This window comes from Pedobacter caeni, assembly GCF_900129215.1.
GTDB lineage: Bacteria > Bacteroidota > Bacteroidia > Sphingobacteriales > Sphingobacteriaceae > Pedobacter > Pedobacter caeni.
Window position 1 is genome coordinate 350,665 of sequence record NZ_FQUQ01000003.1, and the last position, 16,278, is coordinate 366,942.

A 16,278-nucleotide genomic window follows, 5' to 3' on the forward strand; every position below is an offset into this window, starting at 1 on the left:
TTTTATTAGGATGCAATAATTAAAGATAATCCATAAGTTGGAATTTGACTGAAATTTATACCGCTGTTATAGCGCTTTTTGTTTAATTAATATTATTTTTGTGCCATAAATTAAAAACACTATGGAACAGACACCAAAGCACAATACAGATAGCATGAAAAGAGCTAATGAGGTATCCATCTATAAATTGATGACTGTAGGAATTATTATTAGCATTGTAGGCGTTTATTTGCGTTTTGCTGGAGATTCTATGACTTTATCGATCGTATCCTGGGCAATTTTATTTATCGGATCTTTTATCGCTTGTAAAGGCGTATTCAAAATATTAGCTGCTTAGTTCTCAGGCAGTATCTTCTTAAAAAGTCCTCATGTGCAAAAGCGCATGGGGACTTTTTATTGAGCCATATTTTCGTTAATTTCTTTTTCATAGGTTACCTTATTCAAGATCTGGTATTAAGAGAAAAACCTAACTGATTAATATTATGAAAAAATATTTAATCTATTGTATCTTTGCAATAGCTGTTTCCGCCTGCAATCAACAAAATAAATCTCATAACGAAAGTGCGGACCAGACAGCGGCTTCTTTGGAAGTAACTGATTCTGCCATGGTAGAGAAGATCATCAAGACCGCTGATATGCGTTTCAGGGTCAAAGATGTACAGCGTACCAAGGAGAAACTGGGAGAACTGATCAAATCTGAAGGAGGGACGCTTTGGGAGTTTTCTATCCAGAGTAGCGTAGAACGTTCAGAAAAAGTTGGCTATTCTGCGGATTCTTTACTGGAGCTGACTTCTTATCGCGTGGAAGGTTCGGTCGTGGCTAAAGTTCCATCCGAGAAACTGGATGCCTTTACCAATAAAGTAGCCGGAATGGCCGTGTTTGTTGACCAGCAGTCGATGAAACTGGACGACCAAAGCATTTCCTACCTGTCTAATAAGTTGAAAAACCAAAACCGCGTTGAAGCAGTTGCACAACTAAACAAACATGCCAATAAGAAAAGCAATAATGTGGAGACGGCATTGAATGTAAAAGATGATTATATCGATAAGAAGATTGAAAACATGAGTATAGATTCCAGGGTAAAGTATAGTGACATTACACTGAATTTTTATCAGGACAATACGGTGTCTAAATTGGTGGTTGGGAATGATAACTTATCCGATTACCGCCCTGGATTTTTCAGAAGATTAGGGCTGAACATTCAGAATGGATGGGTCATCTTTAAAGAGTTTGTATTGGTGCTGGCCAACTTGTGGATGCTGATTTTAGTCGCGCTGGCAGGGTATTTTACATTCAGGTACTACCGCAAAAGAAGGAAGTTAACCCTGGGACAATAAGCGCTGAGCGGAAAATCATCCGTTCCTGATTTGGAAAGCCTCCAAATTGATTGCCCAAAATGTTAGACTGCACAGCCCCCAAAAAGTAAGACACTTTTTGAGGGCTTTTTTTATTTTAAACGTTTTTTATTGTCTTTGGCAAAAGCCTCCCATCCGGAATAAGACTTCCCGGAACCTGAGGTGCTGACCCGCTGAAAAGAATGACAAACTGCAACGGCTAAACCATCCGTCGCATCGAGAAACTCCGGAGTCTCTTTAAAGTTCAACAACCTTTGCAACATTGCTGCCACTTGTTCCTTTCCTGAGCTTCCGTTTCCGGTAATGGATTGTTTGATCTTGCGGGGAGCATATTCCGTGATCGGAATATTTCTGGATAATGCGGCTGCCATGGCTACACCCTGTGCACGGCCTAACTTTAACATCACCTGGATATTTTTCCCATAAAAGGGGGCCTCGAGTGCCATCGTATCCGGTTTATATTGGTCTATCAGCACCACTGTCTTTTCAAAAATCCGCTGTAGCTTTAAAAAATGATCGTCTAAATGATCCATACGGACAATCCCCATGGTAATCATTTCGATTTTACTGCCCTTTTCCAATATCACACCATAACCCATAATCGAAGTGCCCGGATCAATTCCCATGATCACCCTTTCCTTTTTTTCCACCAACATAAAACAATATTAAGCATATTTGCAGATAGTAAAAGCAAAAAAGTTGACTTCACAGTACAAAAAAGTAATTTCATATCTTCTTAAAGCCGGAATTGTTTTTTTCGCATTTTGGTTTGTTTATAGTAAACTGACTGCGAATAAAAACTTAAAGGACTTCAAAAACCTGTTGACACAGATCCCTCAATGGGAGATTTTTTGTGTATTGGGCTTCGTCTTGTTCCTGATGCTGGTCAACTGGGGCCTGGAAGCGGTCAAGTGGAAAAGATTAATAGCAAGTGTAGAGCGGATCAGTTTGTGGAAGTCTGTCGCTTCTGTGTTCTGTGGGCTCACATGGGCGGTATTCACCCCCAACAGGATCGGAGAGTACGGCGGAAGGGTATTCTTCCTTTCTCCAAAAAGAAGGATCATAGGGGTAGTGGCTATGGCGGTTGGAAATATCGGTCAGATGGTACTGACCAATGTTTTTGGTGCCATTGCTTTTTGTGTTTTTATCTATCGTTTCGTAAACATTGATCCCTTGCTTTTTTATGGATTGGTATTTCTGGCCCTGATCTTCTGTCTGTTCTTTATCATATTTTATTTTAATATCAAATGGTTAAACGGGCTGCTGCTTTCTATGCGCTTTACCAGAAAGTATAAGAAATTCTATAATATCCTGGCCAGGTACCAAAAGAAAGAACTGCTAAAAATATTGTTACTTTGTTTCTCCAGATACCTCGTTTTCAGTACCCAGTATTTTATTTTATTCTTCTGGCTGATCCCTAACCTGCATTATCTGGAAATTCTGATGATGGTGAGTATCCTCTTCTTTGTACAATCGACCCTCCCTTCCCTGGATCTGTTTGACATCGGGGTGAGAACGGCTACTGCTTCCTATTTTTTCAGCTCGATCACCGATCAGGAAGTCGCGGTGATTGCTTGTACTGCCAGCATCTGGCTGATAAATATTATTATTCCTGCTATATTAGGCACTTATTTCGTATTTAAACTTAACTTTTTTGGAAATCATCAGCGTAGCTAGCTATATCACCTCTTTTTTAACGGTCTTGTACGTCCTGGTGGTGGTGGCTTTTATCAGAGGCTGGCACAAACTAACCTATTATCAGCCCACACAACCTGCCTTTAAAACTAAGGTTTCTATTCTGGTTGCTGCACGCAATGAAGCGGCCAATATTTCAAAAACACTGGACGACCTGTGCGCGCAGAGCTACGATCCTGCATTAACGGAAATCATTTTTATTGACGATCACTCTACGGATGATACGGCAAAAATCATTGCTTCCTATGCCTCAAAAGGAGTGAAGCTGATCCAGCTTAATGAAGATCGGGCACTCAATTCTTATAAGAAAAAAGCCATACAGACAGCAATAGGGGAATCTACAGGAGACCTGATCATCACAACCGATGCAGATTGCCGGATGGGAAAAGACTGGCTTAAAACAATTGTTGGTTTTTATGAAGAGAAACAATATAAAATGATCTCATCGCCTGTGGCTTATTTTGAAGAAAAGAGCTTTTTTGAACGGGCACAGGCATTGGAATTTTTATATCTGATTGGTCTTGGGGCCTCCACGATAGGAAATAAGAAACCATCCACCTGTAACGGGGCTAATCTTGCCTATGAAAAAGCTGCTTTTTATGAGGTTGGTGGCTTTAAGGGGATTGATGATTTGGCTTCCGGAGATGACGAATTGCTGTTGCATAAGATCGCGGCACGTTTTGACAATAATATAGGGTTTTTAAAACACCATGATGCAGTTGTGTTTACCCATGCAAAACCTACGCTGGGCGAATTTATCCAGCAACGGAAACGCTGGGCTTCGAAAAGTACACGATATAAGAACAAGTCGATTATCGTATTGGGTGTTGGCATCTGGCTCTTTAATGTGAGTATCCTGTTGAACATTGCTATCGGCTTATTTAATGGATTTTTTCTGCAGCTGGCTTTAGGGCAATTGCTGGTCAAAATCATCGTAGAATTGTTATTTTTATACGATGTCACAGGTTTTGCAAAAAGAAGGAAATTACTTGTTTTATTGCCGCTGCTCAACCTGATGCACATTGTTTATATCGTATATATCGGCATTGCCGGAAACTCAGGGAAATACAACTGGAAAGACAGAATGGTGAAATAATGGAAATCAATAATAGCCCTTCAAGAAAAGTATGGAAGCGATTCAGGAAAAATAAGATGGCTTTCGCTGGGCTGTTGTTTATTCTGCTGATGGTTGTACTTGGGATCCTGGGCTACCTGATCACTCCGGACCAGACACCTCATGCGAATACCATGCATTTACAGCTGAGCAATAAGAAGCCTGGAAGGACGTTCGACTTTCTGGTGATCCACAGGCATCAGCACATTAAAAAGGTAAATTTACTGGAACTGATGTTGTTCGGGCAAGCCTCAGATATCAAAAGTATTCCGGTTACCAGTTATCGTGAGGAAGGAAACAAGGTCTATGCAAGGGAATATCTTGGGGATGACGAGCAGTCGGAAGAATCGGTATATCCATTACTTAAAGAAAACAGGTTTCAGCAAACTTTCTGGCTGGGAACCGATATTTATGGAAGAGACTTGCTGAGCAGGTTAATCCTGGGGATTCGGGTATCTTTATCCGTTGGCCTGATGGCGGTACTCATTTCTCTTTTTATAGGCCTTAGTTTAGGTGCCGTTGCGGGTTATTTTGGGGGGCAAATTGACGCAGCGATCAGCTGGTTTATGAATGTCATTTGGTCTCTGCCCTCTCTTTTACTGGTGATTGCCATCTCATTTGCCCTGGGGAAAGGATTCTGGCAAATCTTTATTGCCGTTGGTTTATCTACCTGGGTAGATGTTTCCAGATTGGTGAGGGGACAGGTTATGGCTTTAAAACAAGTAGAATTTGTGGAGGCTTCCAAGGCATTGGGCTTCTCTACGTCCAGAACGATCATTAAACATATTTTGCCTAATATTGCCGGCCCGATCCTGGTTGTCGCTTCTGCCAACTTTGCTTCTGCCATTCTTCTGGAAACAGGACTGAGCTTTTTAGGTTTTGGAGCACAGCCACCGATGCCAAGCTGGGGCGGTATGATCAAGGAGCATTATGGCTATATCATTATGGATGCCGCATACCTGGCCATTTTACCGGGACTGGCCATTATGATCACGGTATACGCTTTCAACTTACTGGCCATCGGACTTAGGGATGCTTTTGATGTGAAATCACAAAATATATCCGTTTAATTTTGAATTTTTTTAAATTGCAATATGCTGTTAAATAGTTACCAGAGTGAATTAATTGAGGCGGGCTGCGATGAAGCCGGCAGGGGATGCCTGGCCGGACCTGTATTTGCTGCCGCTGTGATCCTTCCCCCGGATTTTATTGCCGGAGTGCTGACAGATTCAAAGAAACTGAACCATAAACAGCGTGATGCCTTAAGACTGATCATCGAGAAAGAAGCCATCGCCTGGGCAGTAGCCGAAGTTGACCATCTTGAAATTGATAAGATCAATATCTTAAATGCTTCTTTTTTAGCGATGCATAGAGCGATAGAAAAACTGAGTGTGAAACCCCAGTTCCTGAGCATTGACGGGAACCGCTTCAAGGCCTATCCGGAGATCCCTCATTCCTGCATCGTTAAAGGAGACGGAAAATACCTGAACATTGCTGCTGCCTCTATCCTGGCAAAAACCCATCGTGATGAGTACATGACGGGCATTGCGGAGGAGTATCCTGTTTACCAATGGAAGAAAAATAAAGGATATCCAACTATAGACCATAGAAACGCAGCTTTAAAGCATGGATTATCGCCATATCACCGTAAAACTTTCACAATTACACAACCTCAATTGGCCCTGTTTTCCGAAATAGAAGGATAATTTGTATTTTCACGTGATTTGAAAACATTAATACTCACGAACAGAATACCTTTTCCGCCCAATAGTGGCTATCCGATTGTGGTATATAATACCATAAAAGGATTGTTGAAACTGGGTGTAGAGATTACTTTGTTCAGTATTAACCCCAATAAATACCGGGTAGATGTAGAGGACATCTATGATCCTTTGTTTGAACAGATCAAATTTCATTCTTTTAACCTCGATACTGAGGTGAATGTTTATGGAGCCCTGCTGAACATTTTCTCTAATCAATCTTATAATGTATCACGTTATTTTGATGAAGATGCGGCCAAATTACTTGGTGATATTTTAAAAGAAAATGACTTCGACATCATTCAGTTTGAAGGACTCTTTGTAGTGCCTTATCTGGATGTGGTGAAAGAGAACAGCAAGGCAAAAGTGATCTACAGGGCACATAATATTGAATTTGATGTTTGGGAGCGGATTGCGCTCACAGAGAAATTCACCCCCAGAAGAAGTTACCTTCAATTCCTGGCACGTCGTTTAAAGGTCTATGAAACAGAGCAGATCAACCGTTTTCATCAGGTCTTTGCCATTAGTGAGCAGGACAGGCAAAGTATTTTAAGGTTTGGCTGTAAAACACCACTTGAAGTTTTTCCGGTAGCACTCGATTTTGAGAAATACATCACTGACCCCTCCAAGACGAGTTTCCCGACTTTGTTCCATTTGGGCGCAATGGACTGGCGGCCAAATAAAGAAGGCCTGGAATGGTTTCTGGATGAGATCTGGCCGGATATCGAGAAGCTCAATAGTGAACTGCGTTTCTATATTGCGGGAAAAAACATGCAGAAGCAGTTTTTTGAGTATGATTCCGAAAATCTGGTGGTAGAGGGAGAGGTTTTTGATGCCGTGGAGTTTATCAATTCCAAAGCGATCATGATTGTCCCTTTATTGTCCGGAAGCGGAATGAGAGTAAAGATCATTGAGGGCATGGCGATGAGAAAATGCATCATTGCCACGAGCATGGCTGCCGAGGGGATCAAGTGCGAAAACGGAAAAGATATTCTGATTGCAGATACTGCCGATGAGTTCTACAGAGCCATCCTGCAATGCATCACCAATCCTAAAAAATGGCGCGAGATTGGAGAAAATGCAAGAAAAACAGTGGAACGTGATCATGATGTCCGGTTCATCGCAGAAAGAATGTTGAATATCTACCAAAAATTACTTACTGTATAATTTTTATGTACTTTTGCCCACGTTTTACAGGCCTGCATCCGGGATGATTTCCTGCATCATGGTTTTTAAAACAGACGGACTACGAAAAAACAAGTTGAACCATAAAAAAACAAATATATACTGATGAAGAATACCGCATTAACAGATAAACACATTTCATTAGGTGCCAAAATGGTGCCTTTCGCAGGATATAACATGCCGGTTCAGTATGAAGGAATCAATGCAGAACATGCGGTCGTAAGAGGTGGTGTCGGCGTTTTTGATGTAAGCCATATGGGTGAATTCATCCTGAAAGGCGAAAATGCTTTAGATTTAATTCAACGTGTAACCAGTAATGATGCCTCGAAACTTTACGATGGTAAAGTTCAGTATTCTTGTCTGCCGAATGAAGATGGTGGTATCGTAGACGATTTATTGGTGTACAGAATCGACGAAAAAACTTACATGCTGGTTGTGAATGCTTCCAACATTGAAAAAGACTGGAACTGGATCCAAAAATATAATGATAAAGATGTAGAGATGCACAACATCTCTGATAAAACTTCCCTTTTAGCAATCCAGGGTCCTAAAGCTGCTGAAGCACTTCAGAGTTTAACTGAAGTTGACCTGGCTTCTATGGAATATTACAACTTCGTTAAAGGAACTTTTGCAGGGATAGAAAATGTAGTGATTTCTGCTACAGGTTATACCGGTGCAGGTGGTTTTGAAATCTATTTTGACAATGAACATGCAGATGTGATCTGGGATGCCATCTTTGAAGCGGGTAAACCTTTTAACATTAAGCCAATCGGCCTGGGTGCACGTGATACCCTGCGTTTAGAGATGGGTTTCTGCTTATACGGAAATGACATTGATGATGCGACTTCTCCAATCGAAGCCGGTTTGGGATGGATCACGAAGTTCAGCAAGAAATTTACCAATTCAGAAGCATTGCTTGCACAGAAAGAAGCTGGTGTGGCACGTAAGCTGATTGGATTTGAAATGATCGACAGAGGTATTCCACGTCATGATTATGAAATCGTAGACATCGATGGCAACGTAACCGGAAGGGTAACTTCAGGTACTCAGGCTCCATCCTTACAAAAAGCAATCGGAATGGGATACATTGACAAAGCTTTAGCCAAAGAAGGTACTGAGATTTACATCAATATCCGTAACAGTAAAATTAAAGCGAAAGTGGTTAAATTCCCTTTTACAAAATAAGCTAAAAAACACCTTTATCATCCCATAAATTGCCAATGCCAAAAAGTATAGAAGTTTGTTTAACGCCCGCACTGCTTGATCTGTATGCTATAGAAGAAAGTATTGTGGTGGTGATTGATATTTTAAGAGCAACATCATCTATTGTTTATGGTATTGATAACGGGGCCAGTGCAATCATCCCTGTCGCACAGATAGAAGATTGTCTGAGCTATGCAGATAAAGGTTTTTTATTGGCAGCAGAACGAAATGGAGAAGTGGTTGAAGGCTATGACTTCGGCAATTCTCCATTTTCTTATACTCCGGAAAAAGTAGCCGGGAAAACGGTGGTGCTAACCACTACCAATGGTACCAAAGCCCTTCATCTGGCAAGAACAAGGGCACATCAGGTCGTGATCGGCTCTTTTCTGAACCTGGAATCGTTATGTAACTGGCTTCGCATCCAGAACAAAAATGTCTTGTTGTTATGCGCTGGCTGGAAGGATAAATTCAATCTGGAAGATACTTTATTTGCAGGAGCAGTGGTTAATGAACTACGTCAGGATTTTGCTCATTTTGACGATTCCTGTGTTGCGGCAGAAGATTTATACCTGTTGGCTAAGGATGACCTGCGGACTTACCTCCATAAATCTTCCCATAGCCACCGTCTGGCAGAACTCAACATCGAAGAAGATGTGAAATTCTGTCTTCAGCTCAACATCTGCAAGGCCATCCCTGTATTGTCGGGAGATGCCCTCGTTGCAATTAAAGCTTAGATTTTCCGAACTCAGTAATCAGTTCCTGCAGACTTTCGTTGGATTTGATTGTCTTTAAGGTTTGCTCATAAGCCAGCCAGTAAATGGTTTCTGCCTTTTTCATATCGAAAGTACTGATGTCACCCATTCCTTTAGGTTCGACTAAAGCGTTACAGAAAGACACTTTCTGTTCCATATCTTTGTTGATCGACATGACCCCTGCTCTTTTCATCAATGAGGAAATATTGGTGATCTTATCGACCGTATTTAAATGGTTACAGGAAGAGCCAATGATATAATCGCAATCGGTTAACAGGGGTTCAATCGGGAAATTGTTTAAAATCCCGCCATCTACAAACATCTGGTTTTCGATCATAATGGGCTTGAATATTCCGGGAATACAGCTGGAGGCAAGTACCGCCCTGATGAGTGGCCCCTCCGTAAAATAAACGATTCTTCCTTCACTGAAATTCGTTGCTGCAATGGTAAGCGGTATTTTCAGATTTTCTATCCGGTCTTCGGGAAGGTGTTCTTTCAACAGCTCCTCTACATGCTCAATGTTGATCAGGCCTAAAGAACCCAATGCAGGTCTGATGAAGCGCAATAATTTCGCTTTGATAAAGATGTCTAACCCTTTTTCAGGATCAATTCCTGAAGCATAAAAAGCCCCTGCAATAGAGCCTGCACTTGTTCCACTGATGTGGCTAAAGGTGATTCCTGCATTCTTGAACGCTTTTAAAACGCCCAAATGCGCGATTCCCCGAATGCCACCACCTGATAATACGATTCCTACTTTAGTCATAAGGTTATATTCTTTTGCTATTTAGGCTTATATTTTGACATGTTCAAGATTTTTTGAGGATCTTTTTCAGCCATCAGCTGTTGAAGGCTGATGTTCTTATTCTCCTGCATGTATTTTCTCACCATCTGCCAGCCCATCCAAACCCCTAATTTAGGTGCAGATTCGTTTTTCTCTCCCAGCCCCGGGGTAAAAGGGCCTTCGCCGAGGAATACCTGGATTCTTTGATAATCGGTTTCAAACAAGAGCTTATTTTGAAGTAAATATGCCCAGATGTCTTTCTCATAGGTTTTGCACCAGTCTAACTGGGGTTTTGTATAGCCGATTTTAACCGAGTCCGGTACTTCATCTGCCAGCACCTGATCCATAAAGTAAAGGATTTTTCCGTTCTGAATCATTTTGGATAGTAAGGTGCGGTCTTCATCCCGCTCCGGGAGCAGTTCTTCCCTGGCATAGGTTTCGGTAATCCTGGGAACCACATATTCCGGACTGAAACGACGGGAAAGGTAAGCCGGTACACTCTGCACAATGGCCCCATAGAACTTGCTGTTTTTCCCCAGGAACATGTCCAGTCCGATGCCCATATAATCATCGCCAATAGGGGTCTGTACAGCAAACCCCGAGATAAAAGAAATCATCTTTGGAACCTTTACATTCGGATAGTAATGTTTTACGTATTTGAAGGTTTGTGTCAGGTCTTTTTCAATGCCTCCCATATCTTTAAACACGCTGTCGGTCTCGCGGTTCAGATCAGTATAAGCCTGATCTTTATATAAGGTAGAAAGGATTTCCGTATTGCTGTAGCTCGGATCACCGACCATGCGGTGTACAAAGTCATTGTAAAATGCACCGTATTTTCCCTGAAGCATTTGATCTGTTTGAGCAAGGTCTTTTGTTTTTCCATTGTAAAGATCCTGATCAAAGCGGGCGATCTTTATTTCCAGCTGGATATCGCTGACATCTGGTTTACTGCCCTGCTTACAGGAAAATAACATCACTGGAGCTACCAGAAAGAGAAAAAAGCCCCTTGATATACTTTTAACTGTAGGCTGGCTACCGCCTCCTGATGAAAAAAAAGAAGGTATAGAAAGAAAAAATAGATAGATTTGGCTGTATTTTACGTTATATATCATTTATAGCAAATATAAACAGATCCAAAAGGAAATTAGCATAAACTTATTGCCCGAAAATGAAAAGATACCTTACTTTACTCTTATTACTTTTAACCGGACAGCTCTTTGCACAAGAAGCAGGTTCCCCATATTATGGTTTTAGATTAGGTTTAACCGCACATCCGACTTTTGGATGGGTAAAACCTGATGTAGGAAAGAATGACGGTGTTGCATTGGGCTTTGCGTATGGCCTGCTTGCCGACTTTAATTTTGCGGAAAACTATTCGTTTGCCACAGGATTAACGATCACGACGATCAATGGAAAAAGCACGGAAATCAATCCTTCAGCTTTTCATCCTGCAGGAGCGGGCAATTTAGACTATGAACTGAGATACAGACTTCAATACGTTGAAGTTCCCTTAACCCTAAAACTAAAAACCAATAAAATCGGTGATTTAAGGTGGTACGGACAGTTTGGTCTTTCCAATGATTTCAATATCGGGGCTAAGCAGAACGCAGAACAGGCAGGAAAGAAGATCGAAGATGGAAAAAATATCTCCGATTATACCCGCTTCTACCGTGCCGGACTAATTGTGGGCGGAGGTGCCGAATATGATTTGGACAACCGCACCAGCCTGGCCATCGGCCTGACCTTTAACAATGGCTTTACCAATATTGTGAAAGATGGCAACAGAAAAGCCAAGAACCACTTTATTGGCCTGAATATTGGTCTTTTCTTTTAAGAAATTTAGAATCAGCTAAGCAAACAAACATGAATATCGCACTGGCCCAGCTCAATTATCACATTGGGAACTTTGAATACAATACCAAAAAAATAATCGACAACATCAACCTGGCGAAAGCAAAGGGAGCAGACCTGGTGGTCTTTGCAGAACTTGCAGTTTGCGGCTATCCGGCCCGTGATTTTCTGGAGTTTGATGAGTTTATTGAATTGTGCGAAACTGCAGCACAGGAAATTGCCTGTAGTTGTCAGGGGATTGCATGTATCATTGGCCTTCCTGTAAAAAATGATGTGCTTGCTGGTAAAGATTTATACAATGCGGCTTATTTTATTGAAGATGGACAGATCAAAAACCTCATAAAAAAGGCTTTATTGCCTACCTATGATGTGTTTGACGAATACCGTTACTTTGAACCTGCCAGTCATTTTGAATGCATCAGCTTTAAAGGACAGAAGATTGCTCTGACCATTTGTGAAGACCTTTGGAACATCAATAACAATCCTTTATACGCTTCCTCTCCAATGGATGAACTGATCCGTCAGAAGCCGGATATCATGATCAATATTGCAGCCTCGCCTTTTTCTTATTGTCATGATGACGAAAGGGTAGTGGTGCTGTCAGACAATGCAAAGAAATACAAAATGCCATTATTGTATGTGAACCAGGTTGGTGCACAGACAGAGATCATCTTCGATGGTGGCTCGATGGTGTTTGATAAACATGGAAATCTGCTGGATGAAATGCCTTACTTTAAGGAGGAACTCCGTGTTTATGAAATGGAGGGCAATCAGTTCAAAGGATATGTGCCTGTTGAACACCAGGCTGCTCCGGATATTGAAGTGATCCACGAAGCACTGATTCTGGGCATCAAAGATTATTTTACCAAATCGGGTTTCAGCAAAGCGGTATTAGGTCTTTCCGGAGGAATAGATTCTGCCATTGTATGCGCATTGGCTTGTCGTGCTTTAGGGCCGGAGAATGTAATGGCGGTACTGATGCCTTCAAAATACTCTTCAGATCACTCTATACAGGACGCGCTGGACCTGGTCAAAAACATTGGCTGTAAACATGAGATCATTCCGATCAAAGAGGCAGCAGATGCCTTTGATCAGATGATGGCCCCTGCTTTTAATGGATTGCCTTTTAACCTGACCGAAGAAAATATCCAGGCCAGGTGCAGAGGGGTCATTGTGATGGCGATGTCCAATAAATTCGGCTATATCTTATTGAATACTTCCAACAAAAGTGAATGTGCGGTAGGTTATGGGACTTTATATGGAGACATGTGTGGCGCAATAGGGGTGATCGGGGATGTGTATAAAACCCAGGTTTATCAGCTGGCAGCCTATATCAATAAAGATGGAATTGTGATTCCTGAAAACTCCATTGTCAAACCACCTTCTGCAGAGTTAAGACCAGGACAAAAAGATTCCGATTCCCTTCCGGATTACGATATTCTCGATAAAATCCTGTTCCAATACATTGAACTGAAACAAAGTTCTTCTGCAATTATTGCACAGGGCTATGAGGAGGCATTGGTTCGAAGAATCATAAAGATGGTAAATACGGCGGAATTTAAACGTTATCAAACTCCGCCGATCTTAAGGGTTTCGCCCAAAGCATTTGGAATGGGCAGAAGGATGCCGATTGTTGGAAAGTACCTTTCCTAAGATTTTACTGAGGTGATCCACCAAACGTTACCTGTGGTGTCTTTAATGCCACAGGTACGTCCATAATCCTGATCGGATAACTCCATCACGATGGCAGCTCCTGCATCAATGGCTTTATGGAAACTCTCGTCTGCATTGTCTACATAGACAAACAGATTTGATACTGCCGTTCCCCAGGGTTCCACTGCATCGCAATACATAATTGTACTACCTGAGATCTGCGCTTCTCCATGCATGAGTAAGCCGGTCTGATCTGCACGTGGGTGCTGAAGGGTAATCTCTGCATTAAATACCGCTTTAATAAAGTCTGTGAATTTTTGGGCGCCTTCCAGCATAAGGTATGGCATTACCGCCTGATGTTGTTTTGGAATATTCATGATGCTTTTTTTTGTTTATAACACAAATCTAAGGTCAGGTCGTGGGTTTAAATTGGAAAAACACGACATTCTTAAACCGTGATCCATTTTGTTCCTTCGGCTTTGCCGGAAAAATAAGCACCCGGATGATGCCCGGAAAATTCTTTAAAATCGTGGATAAAATGAGACTGGTCGTAATAACCACAATCGTAAGCAATGTCTGTTAGGGAAAGGGATTCTTTTTCCGGGTATTTCTGCAGTGCAGCCTGGAACCTGGCGATTCTGGTAAAGAGTTTAGGACTAAATCCCGTATGTTCCTTGAAATTGCGTTGAAATTGTCGCATGGACAGAAAACTGTCATCTGCCAGACGTTGTACATTGCTCATCCCATCGGTACTGATGATTTGCCGGATGGTTTCAGAAATTGCATGGTACTTTATTTTGCGCCGGGTGAGTCTCGATTCCAGAAACTGAGTAATGATGGCTATCCTGTGCTGGTTGTCCCGGGCCAGCATCATTTTCTCTTCCAGTTCTTTCCCTGCAGTGCCGAGAATGGTTCCGGTATCGATCATTTCGTTGGTCAGGGCAAGGGCAGGGATTCCAAAGAGTTCGGCAAGGGCAAAAGGATAGAGGTATACCCCGAATATCCCAAAGTGCTGATCAATTGAAAATCTTTTGAATTGTTGTGAAGGCCCTGATATTCCGGAAGAGAAGGAGGTTGCCTGCTGCTCATTGTTCAGGAGTTCATCAAAAATACCCTGATAATGAAAAACCATTTCTATACATCCATCTGCCATGGTACGGTGGATGTAAGGTGCTCCGGAAAAACTTTCCATTTCCAATACCCAGAAACAGCGGACCAGTCCGGCGAGTTTTTCTGAAGGAGCAATGCTGAAGTATTTCATAAAAGATAAGCCTCAGCCTAAAGTTAATAATTTTTAAGGAGCCTTTTTAACCCATTTTTTGTAGGGAATAATCAAGGCTAATAACACCGCAGTAAGGGAGAACAGTTTTGCAATCAGATCGCCGTTTTGTACATAAAAAGTAAGGTCACTGTTCAGGTTGATGTCTGCTTTTAAAGCAGTGCGTGTCCACCATTTGCTTTGCTTCACGATATTTCCCTTCTGGTCGATAAAAGCGGAGATTCCGGTGTTGGCCGAACGGACTACCCATCTTCTGGTTTCTATGGCTCTTAATTTGGCGTATAAGAGGTGTTGATCTTTTCCTGACGTATTTCCCCACCAGCCATCATTGGTGATGATAGCGATGAACTGAGCACCTTCCTTAACAGATCTGCCGATCCAGTCGCCCCATAAAGATTCATAACAGATGACCGGGGCTACGCCAATGCCACTTTGCGCATACATCACCGCAGGGTTGTCCTGCCAGCCCCATCCGCTCACCGTGCCGCCCAGCTGGGCAAATACAGGTTTTAAAAATGCCAATGCTGTTGGGAAAGGCATTTTCTCCACCCCAGGAACCAGCTTTGATTTATGGTAGAACTGTACATTGGCAGAGTTCTCTACCTGCATGGCCGTATTGTAGTTGTCGTAATAAATGCCACTGTTTTCATCAAACTTGGCGCTGATGGTCTTGGCCTCATTGTATCTTTTGATGCTCTCAATTCCGGTAATCAGGGTTCCGTTTTTGTATTTGGAGAGGAAATCCTGAAGTTGTACATAATCCGGATTGCTTCTGATCCGTTCCTCATCACTGTAGTTCGGGATGGCCGTTTCCGGCCAGATGAAATACTCTGTATTGACTTGTCCGACAGAATCAGAAAGGCTGCTCAGGGTTCGCATTTGTTCCTGCGGAGAAATCCCGCCCAGCTTCTGATAAGGATCAATATTTGGCTGTACCGTAACCACGTTTACAGGAAGTGTTTTTTCTTCGTAATTGGCGTACCTGACCAATGAGCAGGTAACAGGGATCAGGATCACCAGGACCAGTACGATCAGCGGCCTGAATTTCAGGTATCCTGTCTGGGTTCTGAAAGCCTGATAAGCTTCAAAAGCCAGGATGTTGCTGATCAGAATCCATAGGGAACCACCGTAGATCCCCGTATATTCATACCACTGGATGAGCTGATGGCTCGCTGCAAAGCCATTTCCAAGGGTCATCCATGGAAAGGCCAGGTCCCAGGTCTGGTGCAGGTATTCCATGCTGATCCAGAAGCTGATGAGCCCGGTATAAGCAAGCCATTTAGAGGTATACCGGTTTAAGCGATAATACAGCCAGAAGGCGAAGGTCATCAGCAATGCCCCTAATCCATAAGGGATCAGGGAAATTAAAAAAGCTACAAAGGCATTGTTATAGGCACTGATGGCATTATATACCCAATAAATACAAGCCGTATTCCAAAGCAGGAACGTTAAGCCAGCCGTTAGAAAAACACGTTTTCCTTTTTTCTCTTTTTCGCTGCCGCTGATTTGTTTGATGGCGATCAGTAAAGGGACCATACCAATCAGTAACAAAGGGGCAGTATAAGGAATCGGCGGCCATGCCAGCCACATTAAAAAAGCGCTTGACAGTGCAAGGAGCGTCGTGTTTTTTGAATTCATCGGGGATATTGT

17 protein-coding genes are annotated in these 16,278 nt (G+C 42.2%); 11 read left to right on the forward strand and 6 right to left on the reverse strand.

Annotated features, from left to right (window positions below):
* Positions 1-121 precede the first annotated feature (121 nt).
* Positions 122-337 (forward strand): hypothetical protein, encoded by a 216-nt coding sequence (locus BUC20_RS16085; RefSeq protein WP_073232115.1) that lies wholly within the window; start codon positions 122-124, stop codon positions 335-337.
* A 145-nt stretch (positions 338-482) separates the two neighbouring features.
* A complete protein-coding gene (locus tag BUC20_RS16090; RefSeq protein WP_073232116.1) occupies positions 483-1,337 on the forward strand; it encodes a DUF4349 domain-containing protein in 855 nt (284 codons plus the stop codon).
* A 110-nt stretch (positions 1,338-1,447) separates the two neighbouring features.
* Here BUC20_RS16090 and ruvC read toward each other — a convergent pair whose 3' ends face one another.
* Entirely contained in the window at positions 1,448-2,011 is a 564-nt protein-coding gene (ruvC, locus tag BUC20_RS16095; RefSeq protein WP_073232117.1) for a crossover junction endodeoxyribonuclease RuvC, read from the reverse strand.
* 43 nt (positions 2,012-2,054) lie between these two features.
* Here ruvC and BUC20_RS16100 point away from each other — a divergent pair, with 43 nt between their 5' ends.
* The 7 genes from BUC20_RS16100 to BUC20_RS16130 all read left to right on the forward strand — a co-directional run bounded on the left by BUC20_RS16100 (position 2,055) and on the right by BUC20_RS16130 (position 9,046).
* Positions 2,055-3,032 carry a hypothetical protein gene (locus BUC20_RS16100; protein WP_073232696.1) on the forward strand — a complete coding sequence of 326 codons (978 nt, stop codon included), beginning with the start codon at positions 2,055-2,057 and terminating at the stop codon, positions 3,030-3,032.
* Entirely contained in the window at positions 3,010-4,146 is a 1,137-nt protein-coding gene (locus BUC20_RS16105; RefSeq protein WP_084528958.1) for a glycosyltransferase family 2 protein, read from the forward strand. Before BUC20_RS16100 ends, BUC20_RS16105 begins: the two co-directional genes overlap by 23 nt.
* Positions 4,146-5,234: an ABC transporter permease gene (locus BUC20_RS16110; protein ID WP_073232118.1), complete on the forward strand. Its 1,089-nt coding sequence runs from the start codon at positions 4,146-4,148 to the stop codon at positions 5,232-5,234. The genes BUC20_RS16105 and BUC20_RS16110 overlap by 1 nt, the downstream gene beginning before the upstream one ends.
* A 24-nt stretch (positions 5,235-5,258) precedes the next feature.
* Complete coding sequence (locus tag BUC20_RS16115) at positions 5,259-5,870, forward strand: ribonuclease HII (protein ID WP_073232119.1); 612 nt, start codon at positions 5,259-5,261, stop codon at positions 5,868-5,870.
* Between the two features lie 18 nt (positions 5,871-5,888).
* Positions 5,889-7,091, forward strand: coding sequence for a glycosyltransferase (locus tag BUC20_RS16120; protein ID WP_073232120.1), 1,203 nt, complete (start codon positions 5,889-5,891; stop codon positions 7,089-7,091).
* Positions 7,092-7,214: 123 nt separating this feature from the next.
* Entirely contained in the window at positions 7,215-8,294 is a 1,080-nt protein-coding gene (gene gcvT, locus BUC20_RS16125) for a glycine cleavage system aminomethyltransferase GcvT (protein ID WP_073232121.1), read from the forward strand.
* A gap of 35 nt (positions 8,295-8,329) precedes the next feature.
* Positions 8,330-9,046, forward strand: coding sequence for a 2-phosphosulfolactate phosphatase (locus BUC20_RS16130; protein ID WP_073232122.1), 717 nt, complete (start codon positions 8,330-8,332; stop codon positions 9,044-9,046).
* Here BUC20_RS16130 and BUC20_RS16135 read toward each other — a convergent pair.
* Both BUC20_RS16135 and gldB read right to left on the reverse strand, forming a co-directional pair.
* A complete protein-coding gene (locus BUC20_RS16135) occupies positions 9,036-9,827 on the reverse strand; it encodes a patatin-like phospholipase family protein (RefSeq protein WP_073232123.1) in 792 nt (263 codons plus the stop codon). The two genes, BUC20_RS16130 and BUC20_RS16135, sit on opposite strands and share 11 nt — an antisense overlap.
* Positions 9,828-9,844: 17 nt before the next feature.
* The gene (gldB, locus tag BUC20_RS16140) at positions 9,845-10,957 is read right to left on the reverse strand and encodes a gliding motility lipoprotein GldB (RefSeq protein ID WP_084528960.1); all 1,113 of its coding nucleotides are present in this window, start codon (positions 10,955-10,957) and stop codon (positions 9,845-9,847) included.
* A gap of 56 nt (positions 10,958-11,013) precedes the next feature.
* On the opposite strand from gldB, the gene BUC20_RS16145 reads away from it, so the two are divergent.
* Positions 11,014-11,679, forward strand: coding sequence for a porin family protein (locus BUC20_RS16145; RefSeq protein ID WP_073232125.1), 666 nt, complete (start codon positions 11,014-11,016; stop codon positions 11,677-11,679).
* Between the two features lie 29 nt (positions 11,680-11,708).
* Positions 11,709-13,349 (forward strand): NAD+ synthase, encoded by a 1,641-nt coding sequence (locus BUC20_RS16150; protein ID WP_073232126.1) that lies wholly within the window; start codon positions 11,709-11,711, stop codon positions 13,347-13,349.
* Here BUC20_RS16150 and BUC20_RS16155 read toward each other — a convergent pair.
* The 3 genes from BUC20_RS16155 to lnt all read right to left on the reverse strand — a co-directional run bounded on the left by BUC20_RS16155 (position 13,346) and on the right by lnt (position 16,266).
* The gene (locus tag BUC20_RS16155; protein ID WP_073232127.1) at positions 13,346-13,726 is read right to left on the reverse strand and encodes a VOC family protein; all 381 of its coding nucleotides are present in this window, start codon (positions 13,724-13,726) and stop codon (positions 13,346-13,348) included. The genes BUC20_RS16150 and BUC20_RS16155 overlap by 4 nt on opposite strands.
* 71 nt (positions 13,727-13,797) lie before the next feature.
* Positions 13,798-14,610, reverse strand: coding sequence for an AraC family transcriptional regulator (locus tag BUC20_RS16160; protein WP_073232128.1), 813 nt, complete (start codon positions 14,608-14,610; stop codon positions 13,798-13,800).
* A 33-nt stretch (positions 14,611-14,643) separates the two neighbouring features.
* A complete protein-coding gene (gene lnt / locus BUC20_RS16165; RefSeq protein ID WP_073232129.1) occupies positions 14,644-16,266 on the reverse strand; it encodes an apolipoprotein N-acyltransferase in 1,623 nt (540 codons plus the stop codon).
* Positions 16,267-16,278: the final 12 nt, after the last annotated feature.

Excerpts from the sequence above, each read along its gene's own strand:
- BUC20_RS16085 (WP_073232115.1), top strand. The coding sequence starts at position 122 with ATGGAACAGACACCAAAGCACAATACAGATAGCATGAAAAGAGCTAAT.
- BUC20_RS16090 (WP_073232116.1), top strand. The coding sequence starts at position 483 with ATGAAAAAATATTTAATCTATTGTATCTTTGCAATAGCTGTTTCCGCC.
- ruvC (WP_073232117.1), bottom strand. The coding sequence starts at position 2,011 with ATGTTGGTGGAAAAAAAGGAAAGGGTGATCATGGGAATTGATCCGGGC.
- BUC20_RS16110 (WP_073232118.1), top strand. The coding sequence starts at position 4,146 with ATGGAAATCAATAATAGCCCTTCAAGAAAAGTATGGAAGCGATTCAGG.
- BUC20_RS16115 (WP_073232119.1), top strand. The coding sequence starts at position 5,259 with ATGCTGTTAAATAGTTACCAGAGTGAATTAATTGAGGCGGGCTGCGAT.
- gcvT (WP_073232121.1), top strand. The coding sequence starts at position 7,215 with ATGAAGAATACCGCATTAACAGATAAACACATTTCATTAGGTGCCAAA.
- BUC20_RS16130 (WP_073232122.1), top strand. The coding sequence starts at position 8,330 with ATGCCAAAAAGTATAGAAGTTTGTTTAACGCCCGCACTGCTTGATCTG.
- BUC20_RS16135 (WP_073232123.1), bottom strand. The coding sequence starts at position 9,827 with ATGACTAAAGTAGGAATCGTATTATCAGGTGGTGGCATTCGGGGAATC.
- gldB (WP_084528960.1), bottom strand. The coding sequence starts at position 10,957 with ATGATATATAACGTAAAATACAGCCAAATCTATCTATTTTTTCTTTCT.
- BUC20_RS16145 (WP_073232125.1), top strand. The coding sequence starts at position 11,014 with ATGAAAAGATACCTTACTTTACTCTTATTACTTTTAACCGGACAGCTC.
- BUC20_RS16150 (WP_073232126.1), top strand. The coding sequence starts at position 11,709 with ATGAATATCGCACTGGCCCAGCTCAATTATCACATTGGGAACTTTGAA.
- BUC20_RS16155 (WP_073232127.1), bottom strand. The coding sequence starts at position 13,726 with ATGAATATTCCAAAACAACATCAGGCGGTAATGCCATACCTTATGCTG.
- BUC20_RS16160 (WP_073232128.1), bottom strand. The coding sequence starts at position 14,610 with ATGAAATACTTCAGCATTGCTCCTTCAGAAAAACTCGCCGGACTGGTC.
- lnt (WP_073232129.1), bottom strand. The coding sequence starts at position 16,266 with ATGAATTCAAAAAACACGACGCTCCTTGCACTGTCAAGCGCTTTTTTA.